General features: G+C 69.7%; 24 protein-coding genes and 1 pseudogene. 12 read left to right on the top strand and 13 right to left on the bottom strand.

Annotation, left to right across the window (positions count from 1 at the left end):
* Positions 1-214: 214 nt before the first annotated feature.
* Both ABZ906_RS20320 and ABZ906_RS20315 read left to right on the top strand, forming a co-directional pair.
* Positions 215-1318 (top strand): FAD-dependent oxidoreductase, encoded by a 1104-nt coding sequence (locus tag ABZ906_RS20320; protein ID WP_361384281.1) that lies wholly within the window; start codon positions 215-217, stop codon positions 1316-1318.
* Positions 1319-1455: 137 nt separating this feature from the next.
* Positions 1456-2682, top strand: a complete 1227-nt coding sequence (locus tag ABZ906_RS20315; protein ID WP_361384278.1) for an FAD-dependent monooxygenase — start codon at positions 1456-1458, stop codon at positions 2680-2682.
* A 59-nt stretch (positions 2683-2741) separates the two neighbouring features.
* Here the strand turns inward: ABZ906_RS20315 and cynR are convergent, their stop codons facing one another.
* The gene (gene cynR, locus ABZ906_RS20310) at positions 2742-3659 is read right to left on the bottom strand and encodes a transcriptional regulator CynR (RefSeq protein WP_361384275.1); all 918 of its coding nucleotides are present in this window, start codon (positions 3657-3659) and stop codon (positions 2742-2744) included.
* A 136-nt stretch (positions 3660-3795) separates the two neighbouring features.
* Here cynR and ABZ906_RS20305 point away from each other — a divergent pair, with 136 nt between their 5' ends.
* On the top strand, positions 3796-4305 hold the full coding sequence (locus ABZ906_RS20305; protein WP_361187104.1) for a nucleoside deaminase: 510 nt from the start codon (positions 3796-3798) through the stop codon (positions 4303-4305).
* Between the two features lie 21 nt (positions 4306-4326).
* Here the strand turns inward: ABZ906_RS20305 and ABZ906_RS20300 are convergent, their stop codons facing one another.
* A complete protein-coding gene (locus ABZ906_RS20300) occupies positions 4327-5226 on the bottom strand; it encodes an LLM class F420-dependent oxidoreductase (protein WP_361384272.1) in 900 nt (299 codons plus the stop codon).
* A 56-nt stretch (positions 5227-5282) separates the two neighbouring features.
* Entirely contained in the window at positions 5283-6134 is an 852-nt protein-coding gene (locus tag ABZ906_RS20295; RefSeq protein ID WP_361384269.1) for a helix-turn-helix transcriptional regulator, read from the bottom strand.
* 170 nt (positions 6135-6304) lie between these two features.
* Here ABZ906_RS20295 and ABZ906_RS20290 point away from each other — a divergent pair, with 170 nt between their 5' ends.
* The 4 genes from ABZ906_RS20290 to ABZ906_RS20275 all read left to right on the top strand — a co-directional run bounded on the left by ABZ906_RS20290 (position 6305) and on the right by ABZ906_RS20275 (position 9790).
* On the top strand, positions 6305-7105 hold the full coding sequence (locus tag ABZ906_RS20290; RefSeq protein WP_361187111.1) for an NADPH-dependent F420 reductase: 801 nt from the start codon (positions 6305-6307) through the stop codon (positions 7103-7105).
* Between the two features lie 97 nt (positions 7106-7202).
* Complete coding sequence (locus ABZ906_RS20285) at positions 7203-8192, top strand: AraC family transcriptional regulator (protein WP_361384267.1); 990 nt, start codon at positions 7203-7205, stop codon at positions 8190-8192.
* A 202-nt stretch (positions 8193-8394) separates the two neighbouring features.
* Entirely contained in the window at positions 8395-9162 is a 768-nt protein-coding gene (locus ABZ906_RS20280; protein ID WP_361384264.1) for an SDR family oxidoreductase, read from the top strand.
* Between the two features lie 427 nt (positions 9163-9589).
* Complete coding sequence (locus ABZ906_RS20275; RefSeq protein ID WP_361384261.1) at positions 9590-9790, top strand: hypothetical protein; 201 nt, start codon at positions 9590-9592, stop codon at positions 9788-9790.
* Positions 9791-9846: 56 nt separating this feature from the next.
* Here ABZ906_RS20275 and ABZ906_RS20270 read toward each other — a convergent pair whose 3' ends face one another.
* From ABZ906_RS20270 to ABZ906_RS20260, 3 genes are all read right to left on the bottom strand, one after another.
* A complete protein-coding gene (locus ABZ906_RS20270) occupies positions 9847-10686 on the bottom strand; it encodes an alpha/beta hydrolase (RefSeq protein WP_361187122.1) in 840 nt (279 codons plus the stop codon).
* Between the two features lie 89 nt (positions 10687-10775).
* Positions 10776-11084, bottom strand: a complete 309-nt coding sequence (locus tag ABZ906_RS20265; protein ID WP_361384258.1) for a GNAT family N-acetyltransferase — start codon at positions 11082-11084, stop codon at positions 10776-10778.
* Positions 11085-11375: 291 nt separating this feature from the next.
* Entirely contained in the window at positions 11376-12032 is a 657-nt protein-coding gene (locus ABZ906_RS20260) for a hydrolase (protein ID WP_361384862.1), read from the bottom strand.
* 466 nt (positions 12033-12498) lie between these two features.
* On the opposite strand from ABZ906_RS20260, the gene ABZ906_RS20255 reads away from it, so the two are divergent.
* The 3 genes and pseudogenes from ABZ906_RS20255 to ABZ906_RS20245 all read left to right on the top strand — a co-directional run bounded on the left by ABZ906_RS20255 (position 12499) and on the right by ABZ906_RS20245 (position 14716).
* On the top strand, positions 12499-12966 hold the full coding sequence (locus tag ABZ906_RS20255; protein WP_361384255.1) for a MarR family winged helix-turn-helix transcriptional regulator: 468 nt from the start codon (positions 12499-12501) through the stop codon (positions 12964-12966).
* Between the two features lie 319 nt (positions 12967-13285).
* The gene (locus ABZ906_RS20250; protein ID WP_361187132.1) at positions 13286-13591 is read left to right on the top strand and encodes a GNAT family N-acetyltransferase; all 306 of its coding nucleotides are present in this window, start codon (positions 13286-13288) and stop codon (positions 13589-13591) included.
* 162 nt (positions 13592-13753) lie between these two features.
* Positions 13754-14716, top strand: a pseudogene (locus ABZ906_RS20245) (pirin family protein).
* Between the two features lie 21 nt (positions 14717-14737).
* Here ABZ906_RS20245 and ABZ906_RS20240 read toward each other — a convergent pair.
* Positions 14738-16387: a serine/threonine-protein kinase gene (locus ABZ906_RS20240; protein WP_361384252.1), complete on the bottom strand. Its 1650-nt coding sequence runs from the start codon at positions 16385-16387 to the stop codon at positions 14738-14740.
* A 321-nt stretch (positions 16388-16708) separates the two neighbouring features.
* Between ABZ906_RS20240 and ABZ906_RS20235 the strand changes: the two genes are divergently transcribed.
* Together ABZ906_RS20235 and ABZ906_RS20230 are read left to right on the top strand one after the other, a co-directional pair.
* Positions 16709-17857: an agmatine deiminase family protein gene (locus ABZ906_RS20235; protein WP_361384249.1), complete on the top strand. Its 1149-nt coding sequence runs from the start codon at positions 16709-16711 to the stop codon at positions 17855-17857.
* 65 nt (positions 17858-17922) lie between these two features.
* Complete coding sequence (locus tag ABZ906_RS20230; protein ID WP_361384859.1) at positions 17923-18798, top strand: DUF4436 domain-containing protein; 876 nt, start codon at positions 17923-17925, stop codon at positions 18796-18798.
* Between the two features lie 13 nt (positions 18799-18811).
* Here the strand turns inward: ABZ906_RS20230 and ABZ906_RS20225 are convergent, their stop codons facing one another.
* From ABZ906_RS20225 to ABZ906_RS20200, 6 genes are all read right to left on the bottom strand, one after another.
* Positions 18812-19957, bottom strand: coding sequence for an agmatine deiminase family protein (locus ABZ906_RS20225; RefSeq protein WP_361384246.1), 1146 nt, complete (start codon positions 19955-19957; stop codon positions 18812-18814).
* A gap of 100 nt (positions 19958-20057) precedes the next feature.
* Positions 20058-20855 carry an ABC transporter ATP-binding protein gene (locus ABZ906_RS20220; RefSeq protein ID WP_361384243.1) on the bottom strand — a complete coding sequence of 266 codons (798 nt, stop codon included), beginning with the start codon at positions 20853-20855 and terminating at the stop codon, positions 20058-20060.
* Positions 20848-21834 (bottom strand): ABC transporter ATP-binding protein, encoded by a 987-nt coding sequence (locus ABZ906_RS20215; RefSeq protein WP_361384240.1) that lies wholly within the window; start codon positions 21832-21834, stop codon positions 20848-20850. The genes ABZ906_RS20220 and ABZ906_RS20215 overlap by 8 nt, the downstream gene beginning before the upstream one ends.
* Positions 21831-22685: an ABC transporter permease gene (locus ABZ906_RS20210; RefSeq protein WP_361384237.1), complete on the bottom strand. Its 855-nt coding sequence runs from the start codon at positions 22683-22685 to the stop codon at positions 21831-21833. The genes ABZ906_RS20215 and ABZ906_RS20210 overlap by 4 nt, the downstream gene beginning before the upstream one ends.
* Positions 22682-23641 (bottom strand): ABC transporter permease, encoded by a 960-nt coding sequence (locus ABZ906_RS20205; RefSeq protein ID WP_361384234.1) that lies wholly within the window; start codon positions 23639-23641, stop codon positions 22682-22684. Before ABZ906_RS20205 ends, ABZ906_RS20210 begins: the two co-directional genes overlap by 4 nt.
* The gene (locus tag ABZ906_RS20200) at positions 23638-25296 is read right to left on the bottom strand and encodes an ABC transporter substrate-binding protein (RefSeq protein WP_361384231.1); all 1659 of its coding nucleotides are present in this window, start codon (positions 25294-25296) and stop codon (positions 23638-23640) included. The genes ABZ906_RS20205 and ABZ906_RS20200 overlap by 4 nt, the downstream gene beginning before the upstream one ends.
* Positions 25297-25333 lie beyond the last annotated feature (37 nt).

Here is a 25333-nt window from a genome sequence, read left to right as displayed (position 1 = left end):
CGTCATTGACACCGAGCACTTCAGCGGGCCGATGAGTACTGCCGGGTGACCTTGCCCCTCACAAACCGACGGCCTGCCTCGTCGTAGTACACGGGACCGCGACTGCCACCCCGCGAACACCCCCGGCAGCAGCGGGATCAGCGCATCACCCCCGTACGGCGGACCACCCCGGACCACCCGGACCGGCCGCCCCGTGTCGACGCAGGAGGCAGCCGTGAGACTCGTCGTGGCAGGTGCCGGATACGCCGGAACCCTGGCAGCGAACCGCCTGGCGAAGAAGGTGCCGGAAGCGGAGATCACCGTCATCAATCCGCGCCCGGACTTCATCGAACGGGTGCGGCTGCACCAGCAGATCGCCCGCACCGGCAAGGTCGCGGCCCCGCTCGCGGACATGCTGCGGGAGGGCATCACCACGCGGCTGGCGGCCGTCACGAAGATAGGCGACGGCAGCGTGGTCCTGGACACGGGAGAGTTGGCCGGGTTCGACCACCTGGTCCTGGCCGTGGGGAGCACGGTCTCGCCTCTGCCGGGAACGGTTCCGGTGGGCACATGGGAGGGGGCACAGCGGGCCCGTGCGCGGCTGTCGAGTCTTGCTGCGGGCTCCACGGTGAGCGTCATCGGCACGGGCCCGACCGGCATCGAGACCGCCGCCGAGATCGCCGACGCGCGGCCCGACCTGCACGTACGTCTGGTGGGCAGCCGGTTGGCGGCCTCCTTCTCCGAGGGAGCCCGCCGCAGGGTGCGCACCGGCCTGGAGCGCTTGGAGGTGTCGGTGCTCGAGGACACCGTGACAGAGGTGCTGGCGTCCGCAGAGGAACCGGGGGGCGACCGGGTGCGGCTGCGGTCGGACCCCGACCGGCCGTTGAGTTCCGATCTGACGCTGTGGGCCGTCCTGGGCACCATTCCCGACCTCGCCCAGCGCAGCGGCTTGGCGGTCGATGAGCGTGGCCGCGCCCTCGTCGACCCGTATTTGCGCAGCGTGAGCGATGCGCGGATCTTCGTTGTGGGCGATTGTGCCGCCGTCCCCGGCTCCCGCGCGGCCTGTCAGACAGCGGGCCCGCAGGGCGCCCACGCCGCCGACACACTGGCCCGGTTGATCCGGGGCCGCGAGCCCCGGCCGTACTCCATGGGGTACTTCGGGACGGGACTCACTCTGGGCCGACACGATGGTGTCATCCAGCTGTCCCGGCGCGATGACAGCGCGCGGCGGCAATACCTCGCGGGCCGCCCGGCCATCGCCCTCAAGGAAGCCGCCACGCTGGGCGCCAAGTACGGCTCTCGCACCGCCACCATCACCTGGCTGTCCGGCGCGAAGTAAGCACCGCGCAGCCCGCTTTGACGCTCTGATCGCACGGCGGCACATGCAGCACATTGTGCGCGGCGGCACCTGCGGCACCGCGTGCCGCCGTTCGCGCCGGGCCGACGTTCCATGCAAGCCAAGGAGAAGGAACTGCCATGTCGAATGCAGCAAAGGGAGGCCGGGCACTGGTGGTCGGCCTGGGGATAGCGGGCATCGCCACCGCGGTGCGCCTCCGGCAGATCGGATGGGAGCCCGTCGTGGTCGAGCGGGCACCCGCCCGGCGCGAGGGCGGCTACTACATCGCCCTGTTCGGTTCGGGCATCGCCTCGGCACGGCGGCTGGGCGTGCTGGAGCACATCGGCGACCGCGGCGGCCCGGAGATCGCCCTGTACGACGTGGACCGCGGCGGGAACCGCCGTCCCCGGGTGAATCTCGGCTCTCTGGCCGGTGGCCCCCGCCCGCTGCTGCGCGGCGACGTGGAGCAGGGGCTGTTCGCCGCGCTGCCCGAGGACGTGGAGATCCGCTACGCAACCGTGCCCACCCGCATCACCCAGGACGCGTCCGGCGCACACGTCTCGCTGCGCGACACCGCGGCCGACACGTCGGTCGACGAACGCTTCGACCTCGTCGTGGGCGCCGACGGCATGCGCTCCACCGTGCGGAGACTGGCCTTCGCCCATCAATACGATCTCCACCCCCTCAACTACATGATCGGCGTCACGCTCCTGGACAGGCCGGTCGATGGATTCGGGCCGTCCGAGGGGCTCATCCTGGCCGAGCCGGGGCGTTCGGCATGGGCCTTTCCCTTCGCCGACCGGCCGCCGAGCCTGCTGTTCTCCTACCGCACCCGAGACGTCGACGCCGAGTTCGGCCGACCGCCCGTCGAGTCCATCCGCGCCGCCTTCGGACCGGAACCGACCGGCCCGCTCCTGGAGGGCCTGCTCGACCGCTACGCGCAGGCCCCTGACGCCTTGTTCGACTCGGTGCAGCAGGTGAAGATGCCCAGCTGGCACAGCGGCCGAGTCGTCCTGACCGGTGATGCCGCCTGGTGCATGACGCTGTACTCCGGCATGGGCGTGTCCGCCGGAATCGCGGGCGGGGAGCTGCTGGGCACCATGCTGCAACGCCACCCCGGCGAGGTGAACGGCGCGCTGCGGGCCTGGGAAGCCCGGATGCGGCCCTTCATCCGGGCCCAGCAGGACAGCGCGCTGGTCAGCGGGCGGCGGATGTTCACCCCGCTGGACCGCAAAGAGCTGGCCGTACGCGCCGGGATGAGACAGCTGATGCGCATGCCCGGCCTGGGCAAGGCCATCTGCCGAAAGCTGCTCGACAGCAAGGACATGCGGGCGAAGAACATGGATGTCGCCGCGCCCCGGGCCTGATCTCTTCCGGCGCTACGACCCGTTGTCCGGCAGCCGGCGCACCGGACCCAGGGACGGCCTCACTCCTCCCCCGGTCCGGCGGGCGGCAGGCCCCGCTCGGTCACCTGCGCCCGCAGCAGGGCCACGAAGGCGTGCACGGCCGCCGAGCGGTGGCCGCCGGAGCGGGTAAGCAGCGCGGCCGTGCGGTGCGGCAGCGGCGGCCGCAGCGGCACCTGCGCCAGTCCCGGCCGGTCCAGGGCCACGGCGGTGGGCAGTACGGTGGCCAGCGCTCCGCCCCGCACGATCTCAAGGAGCGCCAGCGCCGAGTCCGCCTCGACGGCCACCCGCGGCGCGACACCCTCGGCGGCGAAGTAGGCGTCGATGCGGGCGCGGGTCGCGAAGTCGCCGGCGAGCAGCGCCAGGTCCCGTCCGGCCAGCTCGGCGACCGGCAGCGGCGCGGCCCCGACACCGGCTCCGCCGCCCGTGACCAGGGCGAGCGTCTCGGTGAACAGCGGCTCGGCCGCCGTGCCGGGCACGCAGTCACCGGCGAAGCCGATCCCCGCGTCCAGCTCGTCAGCGATCAGCGCCGCCCCGATCCGCTCCTGCGTCGCCTCCCGGACACTCAGGTCGAGCCCGGGATGCCGGGCATGCAGGGCGCCCATGAGCGGTCCGACGAGATAGGCGGTGAAGGTGGGCGTGACCCCGAGCCGCAGCTGCCCGCGCGAGAGGTCTGCCACGTCCTGCACGGCCCGTTCGGCCGCGGTGATCTCGCGCAGCGCCCGGCGCGCGTGGTCGGCGTACACCTCGCCCGCGTCGGTGGGCCGCACGGTGCGCCCGGCCCGGTCGAGCAGCGGCAGTCCGACGGTCCGCTCCAGCGCCCGGATCTGCTGCGAGAGCGTCGGCTGCGAGACGTGCAGCGCCTCGGCAGCGCCGGTGAAGGTGCCGTACTCGACGACGGCGAGGAGGTAGCGCAGGTGGCGCAGTTCCACGGGAGCCATACCGCGAGCGTAACGCCGGGTATAGATCGCATCTATACGTGGCATGGGCAGTACGTCTTGGACGCTATAGCTGCAGCTCCGCCACACTGGCTAAAGATCCAAAAGCAGCCGAAATGATCCGACCCGGAGGCACCCCGTGGACTTCGTCCAGCGCACGATCGACCTGGCCCGCACCAACGTCCAGGAGGGCGGCCGCCCCTTCGCCACCGTCATCGTCAGGGACGGCGAGATCATCGCCGAGCGCGCCAACCAGGTCGCCCAGACCCACGACCCCACCGCCCACGCCGAAGTGCTGGCCATCCGCGACGCGTGCGTGCAGCTCGGCACCGAACACCTGACGGGCACCACCATCTACGTACTGGCGCAGCCGTGCCCCATGTGCCTGGGCGCCCTCTACTACTGCTCCCCCGACGAGGTCGTCTTCGTCACGACCCGCGAGGCCTACGAGCCGCACTACGTCGACGACCGCAAGTACTTCGAACTGAGCACGTTCTACGACGAGTACGCCAAGCCCTGGAACGAACGCCGGCTGCCGATGCGCCACGAGCCGCGCGAGAGCGCCGTGGACGTATACCGCCTGTGGCAGGACCGCAACGGCGGCGACCGCCACGTCCCGGGCGCACCGGGGGCCCACGACGCCCGCTGAGACGGGCGCCGCCGCGCCCGGCTATGTGCTGCTCAGCTTGAGGGCCGGAGCGAGTTCGCGCAGCGTGGGCATCGGGTCGGACGAGGCATCCTCGCCCAGCACCTGTACGAGCACGTGGTCGGCGCCCGCGTCCAGGTGCTGCTGCACCCGCGCGGCCAGTTCCTGTGTGTCACCGATGGCGACCATGCCGTCGGCCAGCTTGTCCGAGCCGCCCACAACCACGTCGGACTCGTCGAAGCCCTGACGCAGCCAGGAATTGCGGTAGTTCGGCAGCTGCGAGTACATGTGCAGGTGCTGGTGTGCCCGCCGCAGACCCTCTTCACGGTCGGTGGTGAGTGCGACGGCCTGCTCGCTGACGACCCACTTGCCGGTCCCCACCCGTTCGCGCGTCCTCGCGGTCTGCTCCGGGGTCACCAGGTAGGGGTGCGCCCCGTCGGCGGCCGTGGCGGACAGCTCGATCATCTTCGGGCCCAGCGCGGCCAGCAGCCGGGCCGGGCGCGCTCCTCCCGGCTCGATCTCGTCCGGCACCGCGTCCATGACCCGCAAGTACTCCCGCATGGTGCTCAACGGCTTCTCATAATAGCCCGCATAGCTATGCTCCACCAGCGGAGCGTGGCTGACGCCCAGCCCGAGCACGAACCGGCCCGGATGCAGCGCCCCCAGCGTACGGGCGCCCGCTTCGCTGGCCGGAGCGCTGCGGGCGTGGATGTTTGCGATGCCCGTCCCGACCACCAGCCGCTCGGTACCGCCCAGCAGAGCGGCGGCCTGGGTCAGGGCCTCCTTGCCTCCGGCCTCGCCGTAGAACAGCGAGCCGTACCCGAGTTGCTCCATCTCGCGTGCCCGGGCGATCACGTCGGCGATCGGCCACCGATCGCTGGTCCACCAGACACCGACCGAAGAGCTGAAGTTGATGTTGACCATACGGCGAGGCTACCCCGCAGGCCCGCACATGATCCGTTCCCGGCAGTACTGGCTGATCAGTGTGCCGCTGCGGCCACCCGATCGCGCAGCACGGCAAGTTTCTCGGCGGCGCCGGTGTCGGGAGCGGCCCAGTTCAGCACGATGTGCAGGTCGGCACGTTCGATGGTCAGGATGTCGCAGTCCAGGATGATCTCGCCAAGCTCGGCGTGGACGACCGTTTTGCGCGAGCGCCCGATCGGCACCGTCTCGTAGCGGGTCCAGAGGTCGGCGAAGCGCGGATTGGCCTCGCGAAGTCCGCCGATCAGTTCGATGACGGCGCGGTCGTCCGGGTAGCGGTCGGCAGCCCGCCGCAGGTCGGACACCATCATGCGTTCGAACGCGTCGGCGTGCGCGGCGTCGCGTTCGATGCGCGATGCCCCGGCGGGAGTCGGGGCGGCGAAATGGCCCCAGATCAGATTGGCCCGCCGGGCACCGAGCTCGACAGGACCGCCGAACAGCTCGCCCCACAGCGCGTTCGTCTGCACGACGTCCCAGGCCGCGGTGAAGACGGCCAGCGGGGTGTCGCTCATCCGGTCGATCATGCGCTGCACGCCGGGCGGCACCTCACGTGGCACCGAACCCGACGGAGGGACCACCGAACCGGCCAGCCGGTAGAGAAGCTCGCGATCCACGGCATTCAACCGCAGCGTCTGCGCGAAGGCCCCGAGCACCTGGGGCGACGGGTTCCCGGCACGGCCCTGTTCGAGCTGCACGAGGTAGTCGACCGAGATGCCGGCCATGACGGCCAGTTCCTCGCGTCGCAGACCCGGGACCCGGCGATTGGCCGTGACCGGCAGGCCCACGTCGGCCGGGCCGATGGCCTCTCGCCAGGCGCGCAGGGCGGTGCCCAGCTCAGTAGGGGTGCTCATGGCTCCAGTATGCGCCGCGGCGTCAGGAGCCGGGTGGTACCGGGAGTACCAGGGACAGCGGCGCCTGGTGCACCTGCGCAGGCAGGCCGAATATCGGCTCGTGGGTCCAAGTCCGTGGGACGCCTGACACCTTGCAGCGGACCCCCACCCTGACGAGAGAGATATCGGTGATGACACAGACCATCGGAATTATCGGCTCCGGCCTGGTCGGCGGCGCGGTGGCCCGCCTGGCCGTCGACGCGGGCTACCACGTCGTGCTCAGCAACTCACGCGGCCCGGAGACCATCGCGCAACTCATTCAGGAGCTCGGCCCGCTCGCACGCGCCGGAACCGTCGACGAGGCGATCGCGGCCGGTGACATCGTCGCCCTGCCCCTCCCCCTGGCGAACTTCGAGGCGCTGCCGGCCGACAAGCTCGCCGGAAAGGTGGTCATCGACCAGACGAACTACTACCCCGAGTTCTGGCGCAACACGGAGCTCGACAACGGCGAGCTCACCTCGAGCGAGCTCGTGCAGCGGCACCTCAAGGACTCCCTGGTCGTCAAAGGGCTGCACAACCTGGATTGGAACCACATGTACTCCAATGCCCGCCCCCAGGGCGATCCCGCACGGACGACCATGCCCATCGCCGGCAACGACGCCGCCGCCAAGAAGACCGTGACGCAGTTCCTGGAAGCAGTCGGCTATGACGTGGTCGATGCCGGCCCGCTTGCCGAGAGCTGGCGCATCGAGCCCGACACCCCCATCTACTTCTGGCCGTACGCCCCCACCGTCCCGGACGGGCTGACCGCGGACGAGGAGAAGAGCGCCTACCTCAGCCACCCGGTCCCGCCCCTCTCCCGTGACGCGGCCCGCAAGATGATCGACGGCGCGGAGCGGCCGTCGCCCGTCGGGGGCACGCTCGCCGGCATGCCCCCGGCCCACGTCGCCATCTTCATGGACCAGGCGAGCGCGAACACCGTCCAGAAGTAGTGCCCTGGCGCACCGGGTGCCGCCACCCGGCACCCGGTGCGCCTGCGCCTGGCCGCATCGCGGATCTGAGTGAACCACAGGAACGCGAGACAGTAAGATGAATAATGTGAAGCCCGATAAACATTACCCATCGTCCACGCGAGGTGCAGGTGTCGGCTCCGGCGATCCGATCGTCGACGTCCTGAAACTGCTGCGCACACAGAAGGTCGTTGCGGCACCGGTACACGCCGCCTCACCGTGGGCAGTGCGCTTCGATCCCTACTCGTACGTGAAGCTGGGCGTCGTGCTCGAGGGCGAGTGCTGGATCGACCTCGCCGGATGCGAGCCGGTACTCCTGCGCAAGGGGGACTTCTTCCTGCTGAACAACCCGCCGGCCTACACCCTGGCCAGCGCGCTCGATGTGGCACCGCACGATGCCGCCGCCGTCCAGGAGGGCGAGGACGGCGGGCAGGTGCGCATCGGAGCCGAGGCCGACGAGGACACCTACGTGTGCTGCATCGACTTCGTGTTCGAGCAGACCAACACCTCGGTGCTGTTCGACGTACTTCCGCCCGTCGTACTGGTCCGGGCCGGCGACCCGCGCGGAGCACTCCTCACCAATCTCTCCGCGCTCACGGTCGCCGAGATGGAGTCGGCCGGCGTCGGGCGATCCCTCGTGCTGGAGCACCTTGCGCAAGTGATCCTTGTTCACATGCTGCGGGTGCACGCCGACCAGACCGAACGGCCCGGCGGCTGGCTCGGGGCCCTGGTGGAAGACGGCGTCGGGGCGGCGCTGCGGGCGATGCACGCGGACGTGGCCCGGCGCTGGACGCTCGACGAACTCGCTGCGATCAGCCACATGTCACGGTCGGCGTTTGCCGCGTCGTTCAAGGCCAAGGTCGGCACAGCCCCGCTCACCTACCTGATCGAATGGCGGATGAGCCTGGCCCGGGATGCCCTGCGCAGCGACACCCGCTCCATCACGGAGCTCGCCGCGGCGACAGGCTACGAGTCCGAGAGCGCCTTCAGTACGGCATTCCGGCGCGTGGTCGGCCTGTCGCCCCGGCACTTCCGGGAAAAGTCGCTCCAGCAGGCATCGGCGGGTTGAGGCAGACCCCGATCGAACCCCGGGCAGACGGCCATGACCGCGTCGGCGACAGCAGCACGCAGCAGCCTGGACGATCAGTAATGATCTTCGGACCATACGTTATGGAACGTACTCGACTGGCCCTGCACAGTGAGGGAAAGGGCAGCGCAGCCAAGCGCGGCGCCCTGCAACCACGACTCCCTCATCTGCCAAGGAGCTTTGAATGTCACGGCCGCTTGCTGGAAAGACCGCCCTCGTCACCGGAGGATCGCGGGGCATCGGACGCGCGATAGCCGAACGTCTCGCGAAGGACGGCGCGACCGTCGCGCTCACCTACAACGCGAGCAAGCACGGCGCCGACGAGACGGTCGCGGCTATCGAGCAGGCCGGCGGCAGCGCTTTCGCGCTCCGCGCGGACCTCACCGACGCACAGTCCATCCCGGACTTGTTCACTCGACTCGACGCCGAACTCAGTCGGCGCCAGGGAACAACAGCCCTGAACCTGCTGGTCAATAACGCGGGAAACTCAGGATGGGGCGGCATCGCGGACGCCACGCCGGACAGCTGGGACACCATGTTCGCCGTGCATGCCCGCGCCCCCTTCTTTGTCGTGCAATCAGCACTGAGCCGCCTCTCCGATGGCGGACGGATCGTGAACGTCTCCTCCGCGGCAGGCTGGCGGCCGATGCAGGCGGTCCCCATCTACTCCATGGCGAAGGCAGGCATCAACAACCTGACCCATGCGCTCGCCATGGAGTTGGGGCCGCGCGACATCACGGTCAACGCGGTGGCGCCCGGCTGGGTACGAACCGACATGAACGCCGCCGTCCGCGAGAACGCCGACATGACTGCGGCCATCGAAGCGGACACGGCACTGGGACGCTTCGGCGAAACTGCCGACATCACCGCAGTGGTGGCCTTCCTGGCCTCCGAGGAGGGGCGCTGGGTGACGGCTCAGGTGATTGAGGCGAGCGGCGGTTACAAGCTCTGACCACGCAAGCCGGTAGCCGCCTGACTGACGCTTGATCAGAGTGAGGCCCGCACACGATCGCGTGCGGGCCTCCTCGTCCAAGGACTGTCCGTGACTCCTGGCTGCCAGGGCGGGAGGGCTGGCATGATGTCGGCCATGACTGCATACCGAAAGGCAGATGCCGCGTAGACGGCCCGGCGCTCTACGCGCCGAACAGCTAGGTTGGCGTGCCCGGACGGACCCGCCGCCGGACCGGATCCACGGGCTCTCGGCTCGTACCAGCGCGACGATAGACCGGGTGGAGAAGCTCTCGGGCGACTACTACGTCTACCCCGGTGCCACCGACCGGGCATTGCGGCGGTATCGCTCGTTCCTTGAACCACCAGGGCGTAAGCCCCGGTATCCGCAGAACTCGCAGTGTTGTTGCCGCGGTTGCTCCTTCGACGACGTGCGACACGCGCGCGACGTACTCGCGGACGTCCTGCAGCAGCTGCCGGCCCGCGCCCGCGGCGAGCTGCGGCGGCACGTGGCCCGGCTGGACGACACGTACCGGGCGCGCACCCTGCCCGACCCATTCGCCGACCGACGCCCGTGGCGGTCCGATCGGTGGTGGCGCCGGCGTCTGGCGGCCGGCCGGGACAGTGGTTGACGCTCTCCCCACCCTCACGGGGTGGGGAGCTCCGCCTGCCTGCCGATGGTGTCCTGCTAGCCGAGGAAGGAGCGCAGGGCCGAGTTGACCTCATCCGCGTGCGTCCAGAGCAACCCGTGCGGGGCGCCCTCGATCTCCACGTACTGCGCCTCGGGCACGGCCCGTCGAAAGCGGCGGGCGGTAGCGTCGATGGGCAGAATCTTGTCGGCCGTGCCGTGCAGGATCAGGACGGGCTTGCCGCTGTCGCGGACCGCTTCGACGTCGGCGCGGAAGTCTTCGATCCACGCGGAAACGACCGCGTAGGCCGCGACGGGGGCACTTGACGTCGCCACGTTCCAGCTCGCGGTGACGGCTTCCTGGCTGATCCGATTGCCGAGGTTGTCCTCGAGGTTGTAGAAGTCCGAGAAGAACTGCGTGTACCAGGCGTACCGATCGTCCTTCGCCGCTGCCTCGATTCCGTCGAAGACCTTCTGCGGCACACCCTCGGGGTTGTCGTCCCGGGCGACGAGGAAGGGCTCCAGCGAGGCCAGGAACGCGAGCTTGGCGACCCTGTCATGTCCGAACTGCGAGACGTAACGGGCGAGCTCGCCCGTACCCATCGAGAAGCCCACCAGGACGACGTCGCGCAGGTCGAGCGTCTCCAGGACGGTGTTCAGGTCCGCGGCGAAGGTGTCGTAGTCATAACCGGAGTTCACCTTCGACGACTTGCCGAAGCCACGACGGTCGTAGGTGATGACGCGGTATCCGGCGGCAAGGAGATGTCGCGTCTGCCGCTCCCAGCTGTGGCCGTTCAGCGGGTATCCGTGAATGAGGACGACGGGCTGGCCTGCGCCCTGATCCTCGTAGTAGAGCTCGACCTGCGTGCTGTTTTCGTTCCCTACGGTGATGTACCCCATGTGCTCGTCCCTTTCCGGGTCGCTGTGGGCGTCGAGGCCCGGAGGATCAATTCCCCCGGGTTTCATGCTTGTTGTCGGACCTGCGTGATTCAGTCGCTGACCTTGCTGCGGGACTGGTACAGCAGGTCCTCGTACTCGGGGTGGCGGGCGATCCACCCCGCGAAGAACGGGCAGGTGGCCAGCACCCGCAGGTTCGCGGCGCGCGCCCCGTCGAGGGCGGTGCGGGCCAGCGCCGAACCCACGCCCCTGCCCTCGCGCTCCGGCGAGACCTCGGTATGGACGAACGCGACGAGTTCCGTCGTACGGATGTACTCCGCGACGCCCGCGACCTTGGACTCTCCGTCGACCCGGGCCTCGTACCGATTGGCTTCGGGAACGTCACTCACTACGACTGCCATGTGTCCTCCATACGGGCTCGGCGTGGGCCTGGTTGCACATTAGCCCTACTTGGTTGAAGCATCAACTTTCCGGGTTCCGGCCGACCGCCGCCCGGAACATCGCTGTCGCCCGCAGCACGGAGAAGGGCACCTGACATCAACAGTCGGGGTGGCCGAGCGGGCCGCCCCGACTGTTGATGTCTTCCCGCCGGATCTCATGAGCGAGACGGGCCGACCGGGTGTTGTCCCGCGAGCGGACCGGTCAGCGACAAAGCACTCCCCACTGCCCGTCGGTGCCGCGCGGGGGCGGTGTCAGGCCTCGCTTCCGGCAGGCGTGGCCAAGAGCTGCATCTCCCATGCGAAGGCCACACCGCTGGCACCACCGTGCTCCGCCTGGACCTCGGAGACGCCCGGCACGGTCTTCTCACGGGCCCAGTCGCGCTGCCACTCCCCCAGCACGGCCATCCAGGTGATCGGCACCACGCCCGCCTGGACCATGCGCCGCACGGCCATGTCATGGGCTTCTTTCGAGGCACCGCCCGAGGCATCGGTGACGGCAAAGACCTCGAAGCCCTCGCCCGCCGCCTGTATCGCCGGCATCGCGACACAGATCTCCGTCCAGAGGCCGGCGATGATCAGCTTCTTGCGCCCGGTCGCCTTGACGGCATCGACGACGCGCTCGTCCTCCCAGGTATTGATGAACGTCCTGTTGATCGGCTTCTGCTCCGGGAACACATCCTGCAAGCCCTTGATGAGGTTGCCGCCGCGCTCTTCCAGGACGGTCGTCAGGATGGTCGGTACGTCGAACACCTTGGCGGCCTTGGCGAGTCCGACAGCGTTGTTCACGACCATCGTGGGCTCGTGGCTGTGCAAGTTGGCGAACTGGAAGGGCTGGTGGTCGATCAGGACGACGACGCTCTCCTCGGGCGTCAGCAGTGCCTGCAGGCCGGACTTCGCTTCATTGCTCATGAGATCCCTCTCCGGGTGCTTCGTGTCTGCGGGGACAAACGGGACACCGTCGATCTCGACGCCGGCGAAACAGCCGCACATGTCCTCGTCGGCACCCCCAAGGCCGAGTCGGCCGAACAACACGCCCCATCGGTTGACGCGGCCTCACTACCTGGCGCGGCCTTCGCATCAGTGGCGGTTCGCCGCAGCGGTAGAGGCCCCCCTCAGGCCCGACTGGATGACGTGTCACCTACATTAGGGTCGTCAGGTTGACGCGTCAACTAGATGCCGAGGCCTGCCCGCCCCAGGCCGTTCGGAGGCTCAACTGGCCGCTTGGCGCGGCGACTTACGCGGAACAGATGGCGGAGTCGCCCTGACACACCCAACGCGGCGCAGACAGGCGGTCGGCAGGCCGCGAGACCGCGAGACCGCGAGAAGCGCGTCAACGAGATAGATGAGCTGTCAACGTTTTCGCTACACTCCATCGATGAACGCAACGCCTCGCTGGCTGACCTCGGAGCAGAAGGCCGCCTGGGACAGCTTCATCCGCATGCAGGAGACGCTCATCGGGCGGCTCTCCCGCCGAGTCCAGGCCGACTCACAGATGTCCGCCGCCGACTACATCGTGCTGGTGAGTCTTACCGAGCGGGGCGGCGGACGGATGCGCTTCCTGGACCTGGCGAAAATGGTGGAGTGGGAGAAGAGCCGCATGTCCCACCAGGTCAGGCGGATGATGAAGCGCGGCCTTGTGGACAGGGAAGAGTGCCCCGACGACGGACGCGGAGCGTTTATCGTCGCAACCCCGGCCGGTTACAAGGCGATTGAAGACGCCGCGCCCATGCACGTCGCGCACGTCCGCCGACTGTTCATCGATGCGCTCACCCAGGAAGAGCTGGATGCGCTCGGCCGGATCTCGAACCGCGTCCTCGAGCACATGAAGAAGCAGCCTGACTGACCGCTCCGGATCTCGACCGGTTCCGGCCGCCTCGCTACCCACGCCCCCAGGGGAAGACTGCGAAGGTAGTTAACGTATCACCAGTGACCGTAAGGCAAGGTCGTCGAGTCGTCAACTGAGCAACGTGACTGGGGAACTTGGCGCCGACGGTGAGCGGTCCCGACCTGCGTGACCCGGTGCCCAGCAGGCAGATCAGGCACCTCGCGACCACCTCCGCCGCTTCGGTTGACTTGTCAACTACCCTGATGGTTGTCTTGCCGCCGAAGCCTCCTCCTCGCGTGGAGGAACGGCGGCGCAGTGACCATCCCGAGGAGGAGCGATGGAATCCCGCGTGGCGGACAATCCCGACCGATCGCGTTTCGAGGTCTTCGACGGCGACGAACTCGCCGGCTTCACCGAGTACCACCGGTACCAGGACGAGATCGCCTTCATTCACACGGAGATAGATCCGCGGTTCGAAGGCAGGGGCCTCGGCGGCGTACTCGCCCGCGCGGCCCTCGGTACGGCCAGGGAGCAAGGACTCGGGGTGCTTCCCTTCTGCCCCTTCATCCGCGGCTGGATCACCAAGCACTCCGACTACGCCGACCTGGTGCCGCAGGAGCAACGGGCCCGGTTCGGGCTTTGACTCCTCCCCCAGCTGAAGCAGGCGCGGCTGCTGGAGATCGCCGACCGGACACCCGTCACGCGCGCGGTACGGGGTGACGTGCATCGTGCCCGCGCCCGAGCGCCCGCGGCGGCACAACTCCGTACCGCGGCGGCCCGCCGCGACAGAAGGGACGCAGACGTCATGAGTGACACCGACCTCCAGCCCAACCTCCGTGAGTGCGGAGGCCGCGCCGATGTGTCCGCGCGGCCCGTCAGGGAGCTGCTGAACCCGCGTGAGGCGAGCCTGGGCAGTACGGTCGTGCGCAGGCTGCTGCCGAACCTGGGGCGACGGATGGTGGGCGCCTGGTGTTTCGTCGACCACTACGGTCCTGACGACATTGCCGACGAGCCCGGCATGCAGATGCCGCCCCACCCGCACATGGGCCTGCAGACGGTGAGTTGGCTGCACGAGGGCGAGATTCTGCACCGCGACAGCGTCGGCAGCACGCAGGTCCTGCACCCTCGCCAGCTCGGCCTGATGACGTCGGGACGGGGTATCGCGCATTCCGAGCAGAGCACCGTGCCCCATCCCCGGCTGCTCCATGGCGCTCAACTGTGGGTCGCGCTGCCCGACGCCCACCGGCACACCGCGCCCGCCTTCGAACACCACACCGACCTGCCGATCGTCACCGCCCCCGGGCTGACGGCCACCGTCATCCTGGGCGCACTCGACGGCGCCGTTTCGCCGGGCAGCACGTATACGCCGCTGGTCGGCGCGGACCTCACGCTCACCGAAGGCGCGGACGTACGGCTGCCCGTGGAGCCGGACTTCGAGTACGCCGTCCTGACGATGTCCGGGGCCACCGAGGTCGACGGGGTACGTCTCGAACCCGGCGCCATGCTCTACCTGGGCTCCGGACGCTCCGAACTACCGCTGCGCGCCCTCAGCAACGCCGGGCTGATGCTGATCGGAGGAGAACCGTTCGAAGAGAAGATCATGATGTGATGGAACCTCATCGGACGCACGCAGGAGGAGATCACCGAGGGGCGTGCGGCCTGGATGTCAGGTGAGCGTTTCGGGACGGTCCACGGCTACGACGGCTCGCCGTTGCCCGCACCCGCCCTGCCGGTGACCCCGCTCAAGCCCCGCGGCCGTACGCGCTGACCGTTCTCGACGCCCCCACCGTCAGCCGCCTTCGCGGTGGCGGCTCATCACGACCGTGACCGGCCCCTCCCCCGGTACCGCCTCGAGCAGCCGCACGATCACGATGCTCTTCCCGTCCGGGCTGCGGACGCAGAAGGGGCGTTCGTCGGCCAGCTCGTCGTAGGGAAGCTCGGTGACCGGCTCCCGCTCGATGCCCCGTACGCAGTCGGCGGGGCTCAGCACGTATCCGGCGGCGACGAACGCGTCGCTGTCCTCGGGAAGGACGAACTCGCCGTCGGCCACCTCCAGATACCAGTCGGCGGTCTCCACCGGGACGACCTTTCCGGCCGCGAGATCGAACTCGTAGTCGGGGTCCGGCACGGTGAGTTCGGCATCCGCGTAGTCCGGCACGTACACGGGATCGGGCGAGGCGGAGGACGACGCGGAATCCGAGGAGGACGGCGAGGACGGCTTCGACTCGGGTGTGTGCGGGCGGGCAGAGGCACCGGAGGAAGTGTCGGCCGCTGTGCTCTGGCGGTGGTCGTGGACGTAGTACGCCGTTGCGCCCAGGCCTGCGAGCAGCGCCAGCGTCAGTACGGCAACCGGCCATCGGCGCCGGCCGCGGGCCCGGCGCGGGGCGGGAGCGGTTCGGTCGCCCGTGTTGTCGGGAGTCGGGAGGGCTGGGGCGGTGGGTGTCGGGACCGCCGCACGTGTGGGCTGGGCGTGGACCTGTTCGGGGGCGAGGTGCCCGCCTGTGCCGTAGCCGCCGACCCCCGGCGGTTCGCCGTGGGCCGCGATGTCGCTGCTGACCCCGCGCGGCAGCCAGCCGTCGGTGAACTCCAGCCGTGCACCTACGACGGGATGGGCACGCACGGCGTCGATCAGCTCGCCGGGGACCGGCCGTTCTCCGGGCCGCTTGGCCAGACAGCACCGCAGCAGGTCGTACAGATCCCCCGGAACCATGGAGAGATCCGGCTCCTCGTGGACCACCCGGTACAGCGCGCCGGACTCGGGCCCGCCCCCGAAGGGGAGCACTCCCCCGGCCACGTACGCGGCGAGCGAGCCGAGGGCGAAGACGTCGGTCGCCGGGGTCACCGAGAGGCCCTGCGCCTGCTCCGGCGCCATGTAGGCGGCGGTACCGATGCGCAGCCCGGTGCCCGTCAGGCCGGTGGCGTCGGCGGCGCGGGCGATGCCGAAGTCGATGACGCGGGGGCCGTCCTCGGCGATCAGAACGTTGGCGGGCTTGAGGTCGCGGTGTACGACCCCGGCCCGGTGAATGGCCTGGAGCGCTTCGGCGATGCCGGCCACCAGCAGCAGCACCGTGCTCGTCGGCAGCGGGCCATGGCGCTCGACCACCTGTTGCAGGGAAGGCCCGGGTACGTACGCGGTGGCCAGCCACGGCGTGGGAGCATCCACGCCCGAATCCACCACCTGGGCGGTGAACAGGCCATGGATGCTCCGGGCGCTCGCCACCTCGTCGGCGAAACGCCGACGGAATTCCGGATCGGCGGCGAACTCTCCGCGCACCGCCTTCAAAGCGATGGGCCGCCCACCCGGCGTATGGGCCAGGTACACGATCCCCATCCCGCCGGCGCCGAGCCGGGCGTGCAGTCGGTAGCCGCCGATCTCGCGGGGGTCGTCGGCCGACAGGAGGGCGTGGGCGGACTGCGCCCCGGGAGGCTGAGTGGGCATGCGGTGACTCTTTCGGCGTGAGGGGCCGGGGCGCGGGCCCGCCCCTGGGAGACGATCGTGGCGCTAACTAAAGTTTCAGTCAATGTGACCTTCGAACCGGCCTCGCCAGCAGCACCGCCGCAAAGCCGAAGCCGGCAGGTGCGCGCCCACCCCATCTTTGACTGAATTTTCAGTTTGTGCCAGAGTCGAGTCACCGACCGGTTTCCTCCGCATCGCACCCGTGACGCTCGGCGCCCGTGACCGCGTCACTCCGTCGCCGCGCCCGTCGGGCGTCACGCCATGCGGACGAATACGTTGACCCCACCACGATCGGAGCTCACCGTGCCCCCACTCCTTCCCACCCGCCGCTCGGCCCTGCGCACCCTCGGCGGAATCGGCGCCGTCGTCCTGGGCGCATCGGCCTGCGGCCCCGGAGACGATCTGATGAACGCGTCCGGCAACGAGGACACGGCGGCGAAGGGGCTGCGCATGGGCGCTGAGTGGGAGAGCCACGCGCGCACGTTCATGTCCTGGCCCGCGCTGGAATCCGTATGGGCAGAGGACCTCCGCTACGTGCGCGAGGACATCGCGCGCATCGCCCGCGCCATCGGCGAGTACGAGTACGTCGTGATGATGGCGAGGCCCGACCAGGTCAAGGCAGCCCAGAAGGCGTGCGGGCGCGACGTCGAGGTCATCCCGCTTGCCGTCGACGACCTGTGGGCCCGCGACACCGTCCCCGTCTTCGTCGAGGACGACGGCAAGGTCACCGGCGTCGACCTCAACTTCAACGGCTGGGGCAACAAGCAGACCCACACCAACGACGCCAAGGTCGGCCGCACCCTGCTCGCCGAGTACGGCCTCCCCCGCCGGAAGGCCCCCTTCGTCGCCGAGGGCGGCTCCTTCGAGACCGACGGCGAAGGCACCCTCCTCATCACCGAGAGCTCGATCGTCAACGACAACCGCAACCGCGGGAAGAGCCGGGACCAGCTCGAGGCCGAGATCAAGAAGACGCTCGGCATCAAGAAGGTCATCTGGCTGAAGGGCGTACGCGGCCAGGACATCACCGACGCGCACGTGGACAGCCTCGTACGCTTCACCGCGCCCGGCGTGGTGCTCCTGGACCGGGCACACCCCGACACCCCCGCCGACTCCTGGTCCCGCGCCGCCGACCAGGCTAAAGCCGTACTCAGCGAGGCGACCGACGCCAAGGGCCGCCCCTTCGAAATCATCGACCTGCCGCAGCCCGATCTGTACGAGATCACCGGCGAGGGCGACGACTTCGTGTCGACGTACGCCAACTTCTACGTCGCCAACGACTCGGTCTTCATGCCCAAGTTCGGCGACCGCAAGGCCGACAAGCGCGCCAAGAGCATCCTCCAAGAGCACTTCCCCAAGCGCGACATCGTGCCGGTCAACATCGACACCGTCGCCTCCGGCGGCGGCGGCATCCACTGCTCCACGCACGACGAGCCCGGCAAGCCGGTCGACTGACCCGACCGGCCCTCGCTGACCGGGAAAACGTATCGAACGGAACGGACGAAACGGCTGTGGTCACGATGCGGCGCCTCCCCGTTTCCCGCGCCAGATTGCTGGCCGCGGGGCTGGTGCTCCTCGCCGTCGCATCGGCCGCAGCCGTGGGGATCTGGCTCCAGTTCGGCGAGCGCCAGGCCCTGGACACCCGCTACCGGGCGGGCGGCACCTCCGCCGCGGACCGGGTGGACATCACCGCGTCCGTCCAGCGTGTCGACGCGGCGGGCAGGGAGCTGGTGCTGCGCGTCCTGGTCACCCCACGCGGCAGCCTGGGGGAAGCGGGCGGCATCTCCCCCACGCGGACCCTCACGCTGCAGACCTCGCCCTCGGTCCGCGGCGATCTGACCTTCCCGGCCCACAGCCGGATCGCCACCGTGGACGTACCCGTCGCCCTCACCGCGGGCTCGATCACCGACTACCCCTTCGATGCCTACGAGGCGGCACTCGAATTCGGTGCCGTACAGGGCGACGAGCCCGTCCCCGTCCGTATGACCCTCACGAACAGCGACGCGCTCTTCGCTGCCACGGTCGACGCGTACCAGGCGGACGGCGCCGCGGTGTTCGGCATCGACCTGGAGCGCTCCACCAGCGTCCTCATCTTCGCCGTGTTCATGATGGCCGCCATGTGGGCGCTCGCCGTGGCCGTACTGATCGGGGCCTGGTTCCTGATCACCCGCCGCAAGGGCCTGACATGGCCCGCCCTGGGCTGGATGGCCGCCACCCTGTTCGCCCTCGCGGCCTTCCGCAACACCGCACCGGGCACACCACCCATCGGCTCCCTCCTCGACTACATCGCCTTCCTGTGGGCCGAGTCGCTCATCGCGTTCTGCCTCATCACCGTGGTCGTCATGGGCATGCGCCAGGAGGCCCACCCGTCGGAGGCGTCTCAGGGATCGCCGTGAACGCCGGCTGCCGTCAGGCCACGGGCTGCTGCTGGGTGACGCAGTGGATGCCGCCGCCTCCGGTGCCCAGGCTGTCGATGTCGAGCTGTTCGATGACGCGGTCCGGGTAGAGGCGGGCCAGGGTCGCCTTGGCTGCCGCGTCCGCGTCCCGGTCGCCGAAGTGGGCGGAGATGACGGCGCCGTTGCAGAGGTAGTAGTTGGCGTACGCGGCGAGGAAGTTCTCGTCGGTGGAGCGGATCTTGCTGTAGTCGGGGCCTTGGAGCTTCTCCGCCGTCATCGCGCTGCCGTCGGCCGTCGTGGACGTGGACAGGATCTGGTACTGCTGTCGCGCGTCCTTCGCGTACGCGTCGTTGTCCGACGCCAGGGGCATCTGGACGAGCGCCTTGCCGGGAGCCAGGAAGCGCGACGTGGCGTCGACGTGATCGTCGGTGATGTCCTGGCCGTAGACGCCGTCGAACCAGATGACCTTGGAGGCGCCGTATGCGGCGCACATCGCCTTCTCCAGTTCACCCTCGGACACGCCGGGGTTGCGGTTCTTGTTCACCAGGCTGCTGCGGGTGGCCATCAGGGTGCCCGCGCCGTCCTGCTCGATCGCGCCGCCCTCGCCCACGAAGTCGGCCCGGGTGAAGGGCACCTCGGCGTAGGAGGCGATCCCCTCGGCGACGCGGGCGTCCCTGGCGTGGGCCTGCTTGTCGCCCCACCCGTTGAAGCCGAGGCCCACGGCGTCCAGGCCGCCGGCCCCGTCGGTGCGGAACACCGGGCCGGTGTCGCGCATCCAGCAGTCGTCGACGGGGATGGAGTCGATGACAGTGACCGAGGAGCCGCACATCGAGCGGGCCTTGGCGGCGCTCGCTGCGTTGGCGCACATGACGACCGGCTCATACGTCGCGATCGTGCGGGCGATCAGGGCGATGTTCGCCTGGACGCCGCTCAGGTCGCGGCCCCAGATCGCGGTGCGGTCCGGCCACGCCATCCACGTACGGGTGTGCCGGACGTCCTCGATCGGGACCCGCAAGGTACCGGCGGCCTTGTTGTCGCCGGCCCATCCCTGTGCGGTCGTTGCGACGGCGGCCCCTGCGGCGGTCGCTGCGGCCGCCGCGAGGAATGCTCGCCGGTTCAGAAACCGGCGAGCGTGACGGCCGGTGGTGCGCTCGTTCATGGTTGACCTCCTGTGTCAACTGGCTCTAGCCATGTGGGGGTTGGCAAGCGGCATGAATGCCGCGCCGTTCGACGCGGGTGTCCGGCCCCGTCCCGGGGCGTCAGAGTGCCCGGCGGGCGGCGGCGATCGCCTCGGGGTCCCAGCCGGGGCGGGGCACGGACTCCAGCAGCAGGCGCGTATAGGGGTGTTGGGGCGCGGCGAGCACCTCCGCCGTGCGGCCCGACTCGACGATGCGGCCCGTGCGCATGACGATGACGTCGTCGGTGACGCAGCGGACCACGCCGAGGTCGTGGGTGATGAAGAGGTAGCCGATCCGGGTCTGCTCGCGGATGTCGGCGAGCAGATTGAGGATCTGGGCCTGCACGGAGACATCGAGCGCGGCGACCGCCTCGTCCAGGACGAGGACGGCCGGTTCCACGGCGAGCGCCCTGGCGATGGCGACGCGCTGGCGCTGTCCGCCGGAGAGCTGCCGCGGCCGTGCTTCGGCGGCGCGGGTGCCCAGGCCGACCTGGTCGAGGAGTTCGCTGACGCGCCGGTCGTGGTCCGTGCCGGGGAAGTGCAGGCGCAGGGTTTCGCTCAGGACCCCCTCGACGCTGGTGCGGGGATCGAGGGAGAGATACGGGTCCTGGAAGACCATCTGGACCTCGCGCGCCCGTGCCAGGCGCTCGGCCCGGCCACGGCTTCGCGCGCCGCGGACCTTTCCGCGTACGAGGACTTGCCCGGCGTCGGCCCGTTCCAGGCCGACGACGATCCGGGCGGCGGTGGTCTTGCCCGACCCGGATTCACCGACGATGCCCAGGGATCCGCCTTCGGGCAGAGTGAAGGACACGTCGTCGACGGCGCGGACATGTCCGAAGGTGCGGTGCAGGCCGACGGCCTCCAGTGCGTGCTCAGGCATCGACGGGGCTCCCCTCCAGGCGGTCGGTGTGATGGCAGGCGGCCCGGTGGTGCGGAAGGCCGGGGGCGGGCAGCGCCTCGGGGGCCCGCCGGCCGCAGATCTCCGTGGCCAGGGGGCAGCGGGCGGCAAACGGGCAGCCGTGCAGTTCCTCGCGCAGATCGGGGGGCTGGCCCTCGATGGCGGCAAGCCTGCCCTGCGGCGCTTCCAGGCGGGGCGTGGAGGCAAGCAGCGCCGCGGTGTAGGGGTGCCGGGGCCGCGCGAAGAGAGCTTTCGCCGGTCCGCTTTCCACGATCCGCCCGGCGTACATGACGTAGACGCGGTCGCTGATGACGGCGGCGAGGTCGAGGTCGTGGGTGACGAACAGCAGGCCTGTGCCGAAGCGTTCGCGGAGTCGGGCCAGGAGGGCGATGACCTCGGCCTGGGTGGTGACATCCAGGGCGGTGGTCGGTTCGTCGGCGAGGAGGAGGGCGGGCTCCCCCATCAGCGCGGCCGCGATCATGACGCGCTGGAGCATGCCCCCGGAGACCTGGCCGGGGTACTTGTGCAGGGCTGAGTCGTCGAGGCCGACGGCCTGGAGGAGTTGGGTGGCCCGTGCGGTGGCGTCCGCCCGGCTCATGCTCTTGGTCAGGGTGACGCTCTCGGTGAGGAAATCGCCGATGCGGCGCAGCGGGTTGAGGGCGGCCCGCGGGTCCTGGAAGATCATGGCGACCGTGCCGGTGCGCACGGCGCGCAACTGGGCGGCGTTCAGGGTGAGCACGTCCTGGCCGCTGACGCGTACGGCGCCCTCGACGGCGGCGCCGGGCGGCAGCAGGTTCAGCGCGCTGCGCGAGGTGAGGGTCTTGCCCGAGCCGGACTCGCCGACGAGGGCGACGGTCTCGCGGGCGCCGACGTGGAGGTCGACGCCGTCGAGGACGGGACGTGCGGTGCCGTGCAGGGTGATGCGCAGGCCTTGGACATCGAGTGCGGGCAGAGGATTCATCGGTCCCTCCGGGCTACGCGGTCGGCCCAGCGTTCGCCGACCACGTTGAAGGCGACGACGGTCAGCACGATGAACACGCAGGGCAGGATCGCCGAGAGCGGGTAGCCGTGCTGGATGGCCGTCTGTCCGTCGAAGACCATGCGGCCCCAGTCGGGGGTGAGCGCGGGTACCCCGAGGCCCAGGAAGGACAGGCTGGCGAGGTCCATGAGTGCGTAGCCGAAGTTGATGGTGGACTGGGCGAGGACGACGGGGGCGATGTTGGGCAGAATGTGGCGCAGGCAGATCTGGAGCGCCGAGTGGCCCTGGACCTGGTAGGCGCTGACGTAGGGGCGTTCGCGTTCGGCCAGGACGAGGGAGCGGGTGAGCCTGCTGACGTAGGGCAGGTAGGCGATGGAGAGCGCGATGACGGGGGCGAGCAGTCCTTCGCCGTAGACCGAGATGATCAGGATCGCGAGGAGCATGCCGGGGAAGGCGAAGACGAGTTCGGTGCTGCGTGACAGGACGGAGTCGAGCCAGCCACTCCGCCAGGCCGCGGTCATGCCGACCGCGACACCGGCGATCGTGGAGAAGGCCACGACCCCGAGGGGCCCCAGGAGCGAGGTGCGGGCACCGAGGAGCAGTCGGGAGAGGGTGTCGCGCCCGGCGGCGTCGACACCGAACAGGTGCTCCGCGGACGGAGCGGCCAGCGCGTTGCCGAGGTCGACCGTGTTGGGGTCGTGGGGCACCGCCCACGGTGCGAGGAGCGCCGCGGCGGTGATGAGGGCGACGAAGCCGAGGCAGAGCAGATACAGCGGGGACCCGGCGGTGCGGATCTTGGCGAGGCCGGGGCGGCGGGTGAGGACGGCGGTCATGCGGCGGCCCCCCTCGTGCCGAGTGTGATCCTCGGGTCGACCAGCGGGAGGAGCAGGTCGACGACGAGGTTCACGGCCATGAACAGGGCGACGATGATCAGTGAGATCGCCTGGACGGTCGGGAAGTCCTTGGTGGTGGTGGACAGTTCGAGGAGCTGGCCGATGCCGCCGATGCTGAAGGCGGTCTCCACGAGGATCGTGCAGACCAGGAGCGTGGAGATGATCAGGCCTCCGGTGGTCAGGATCGTGCCCAGGGAGTTGCGGAGCACGTGGCGGCGGATGACCTGGCGTTCGGGGACGCCGCGGCTGCGGGCGACGGTGACGTGCTCGCTGTCGAGGGCTTCGAGCATGGCCGAGCGGGTGACCCGGGCGAGCATGCCGATCAGATAGAGCGCGAGGGCGATCGCGGGGAGGGTCAGGTGCCAGAGCATGTCGCCGAAGCCGTCGCCGGCTCCGCTGCTGGGGAACCAGCCGAGTCTGACGGCGAACAGGCCCTGGAGAAGCACGGCCGCGACGAAGGAGGGGGTGCCGACGGCGAACGTGGTGGCGACCAGGATGGCGGAGTCGGTGGCACCGCCCCGTACGGCGCCGACGCATCCGAGGAGCAGGCCGATGACGGCGACCGCGACCAGGGCCATCACGACGAGCAGCAGGGTGGTGGGCAGGCGGTCGGCGAGGAGCCGTGAGACGTCGGTGCGGTAGGTGATGGACCGTCCGAAGTCGCCCCGGACCATGTCGCCGAGCCAGCTGAGGTACCGGACGAAGAAGGGATCGTCCAGGTGGTACTGGGCTTTGATGGAGGCGACGGCCTCCGGCGAGGCCGAACGTCCCGAGAGCAGGAATCCCGCTGGGCTGCCCGGCGCCAGGTACATGGCGCCGAACACCACGAACGACGCGGCGAGCAGGGTCGCGGCCATCTCCGCCATCCGGCGGGCGGCGAATCTCAGGAAGTTCACTGCGCGGCCCCCACGTCGGCGGCCCACGGGTAGTACATGTACGAGATGGTGGTGGGGGCGCCGGTGACCCTCTTGTTGAGGAACACCGCGGTGGGCCACTCCGCGACGGGGATCCACAGGACCTGCTCGGCCGCGTGTTTCTGCAGTTCGGCCTCGATCCGCGTCCGCTTGTCCGGCTCGTAGACGGCGGTGGCCCGGTCCACGAGGCGGTCGTAGCCCTTGTCGCTGTACCCGGCGAAGTTCAGGTAGGCGCCGGTCTTGAAGTTCGCCAGCAGGTCGAGCGGGTCGGTGATGTTCTGGTACGAGGTGTACGGGAACAGGTCGATGCCCTGGCGTGCCTCGGCGTCGGTGAACAGCGCGGTGAAGGCGTTCGGCGCGATGGACTTGAGGCGGATGTCCAGGCCGATCTGGGTGCCCGCTGCCTGGACCGCGGTGGCCAGGAGCGAGACATCCTGGCCGATGGAACTGGTGGCGACGGTCAGCGTCTTACCGGTGGCACCGGCCTGCTTGACGAGTTTGGTGGCCTGCTCGATGTCCCGCTTGGTGGGCGCCAGCGCGCCGAAGGCTGCCTTGCGGGTGTGTGCGGAGGCTCCGGCCCAGGCGGCGCGCGGGGTGAGCGAGGTGGTGGGGGTGCCCGCACCGGCGAGTCCGGCCTTGACGAACCCGGAGCGGTCCAGGGCCAGGGACAGCGCGCGGCGTACGCGGACGTCACCGAGCGGGCCCTTCATGTTGGTGACGTTGACGTTGACCGTGGTCAGTCCCTCGCCGAAGTACAGCTTGCCCGCGCCGCTTTCGCGCAGGCGGCCGTAGCTCTCGGTGGGGATCAGATAGCCGCCGTCCGCCTCCCCGCTGAGCATGGCGTTGGTGCGTGATGACGGGTCGGTGAGGATCCGGAAGACGGCCTTCTCGGCCTTGGCCTTCCTTCCCCAGTAGCCGTCGAAGCGGTCGAGTCGGATCGACTGGCCCTTGTCCCACGCGCCGAGCTTGAACGGCCCGGTGCAGGCGAGGTCACCGCTGGTTCCGTAGTCCTTGCCCACCGCCCTGACGCCGGTCTTCGAGGCGACCACGCCCGCGGCGGTCGCCATGTACTGCGGGAACTGGGAGTCGGGCTGCTTCAGTTTGACGGTGACCTGGAGCGTGCCGGTCTTCTTCACGGAGGCGACGTTCTGGAACACCTGCGCCCAGGCGGCGGCGTTGTCCGGGTCCCGCTGCCTCTCCAGGCTGAACACCGCGTCGTCGGCGGTCATCGTTTCGCCGTTGTGGAAGCGCACGCCCTCGCGCAGGTCGTAGACCCAGGTCCGGGGGTCGGGGTTGGATGCCTTCTTCGCCAAGCCCGGCCGGGTGGTGAGCCCTGGTGTCCAGCGCATCAGGCTCTCGCACACATTGGACAGGATGGTGTTCTGCGGGTAGTCGAACGCCATCGTGTAGTCGAGGGTGGGCGGTTCGGCGTAGACGGCCCAGGTGAAGGAGTCGATCTCGCCGCGGGCCGGGGGTGTGGAAGCCGAGAGCTTGACCCTGCCGGTGGTGCTGTCGTTCTTGGGCGGACCGGAGCAGGCCGCGAGGACGGCGAGGGAGGCCAGGACGGCCGTCGTGACGGCGGCCCTTGCGTGGAGGTGGCGGGGGCGTCTGTCGCCGGGGGGCGGGGGTGCGGTCATCGTCGCGCTCTCTTTCCGTGCGAGTTCCGGGGCCGGC

The organism is Streptomyces sp. NPDC046925 (genome assembly GCF_040644915.1).
Taxonomy (GTDB): Bacteria; Actinomycetota; Actinomycetes; order Streptomycetales; family Streptomycetaceae; genus Streptomyces.
The sequence above is the reverse complement of the archived record's forward strand: the minus strand, read 5'-3'. Positions and strand labels throughout refer to the sequence as shown.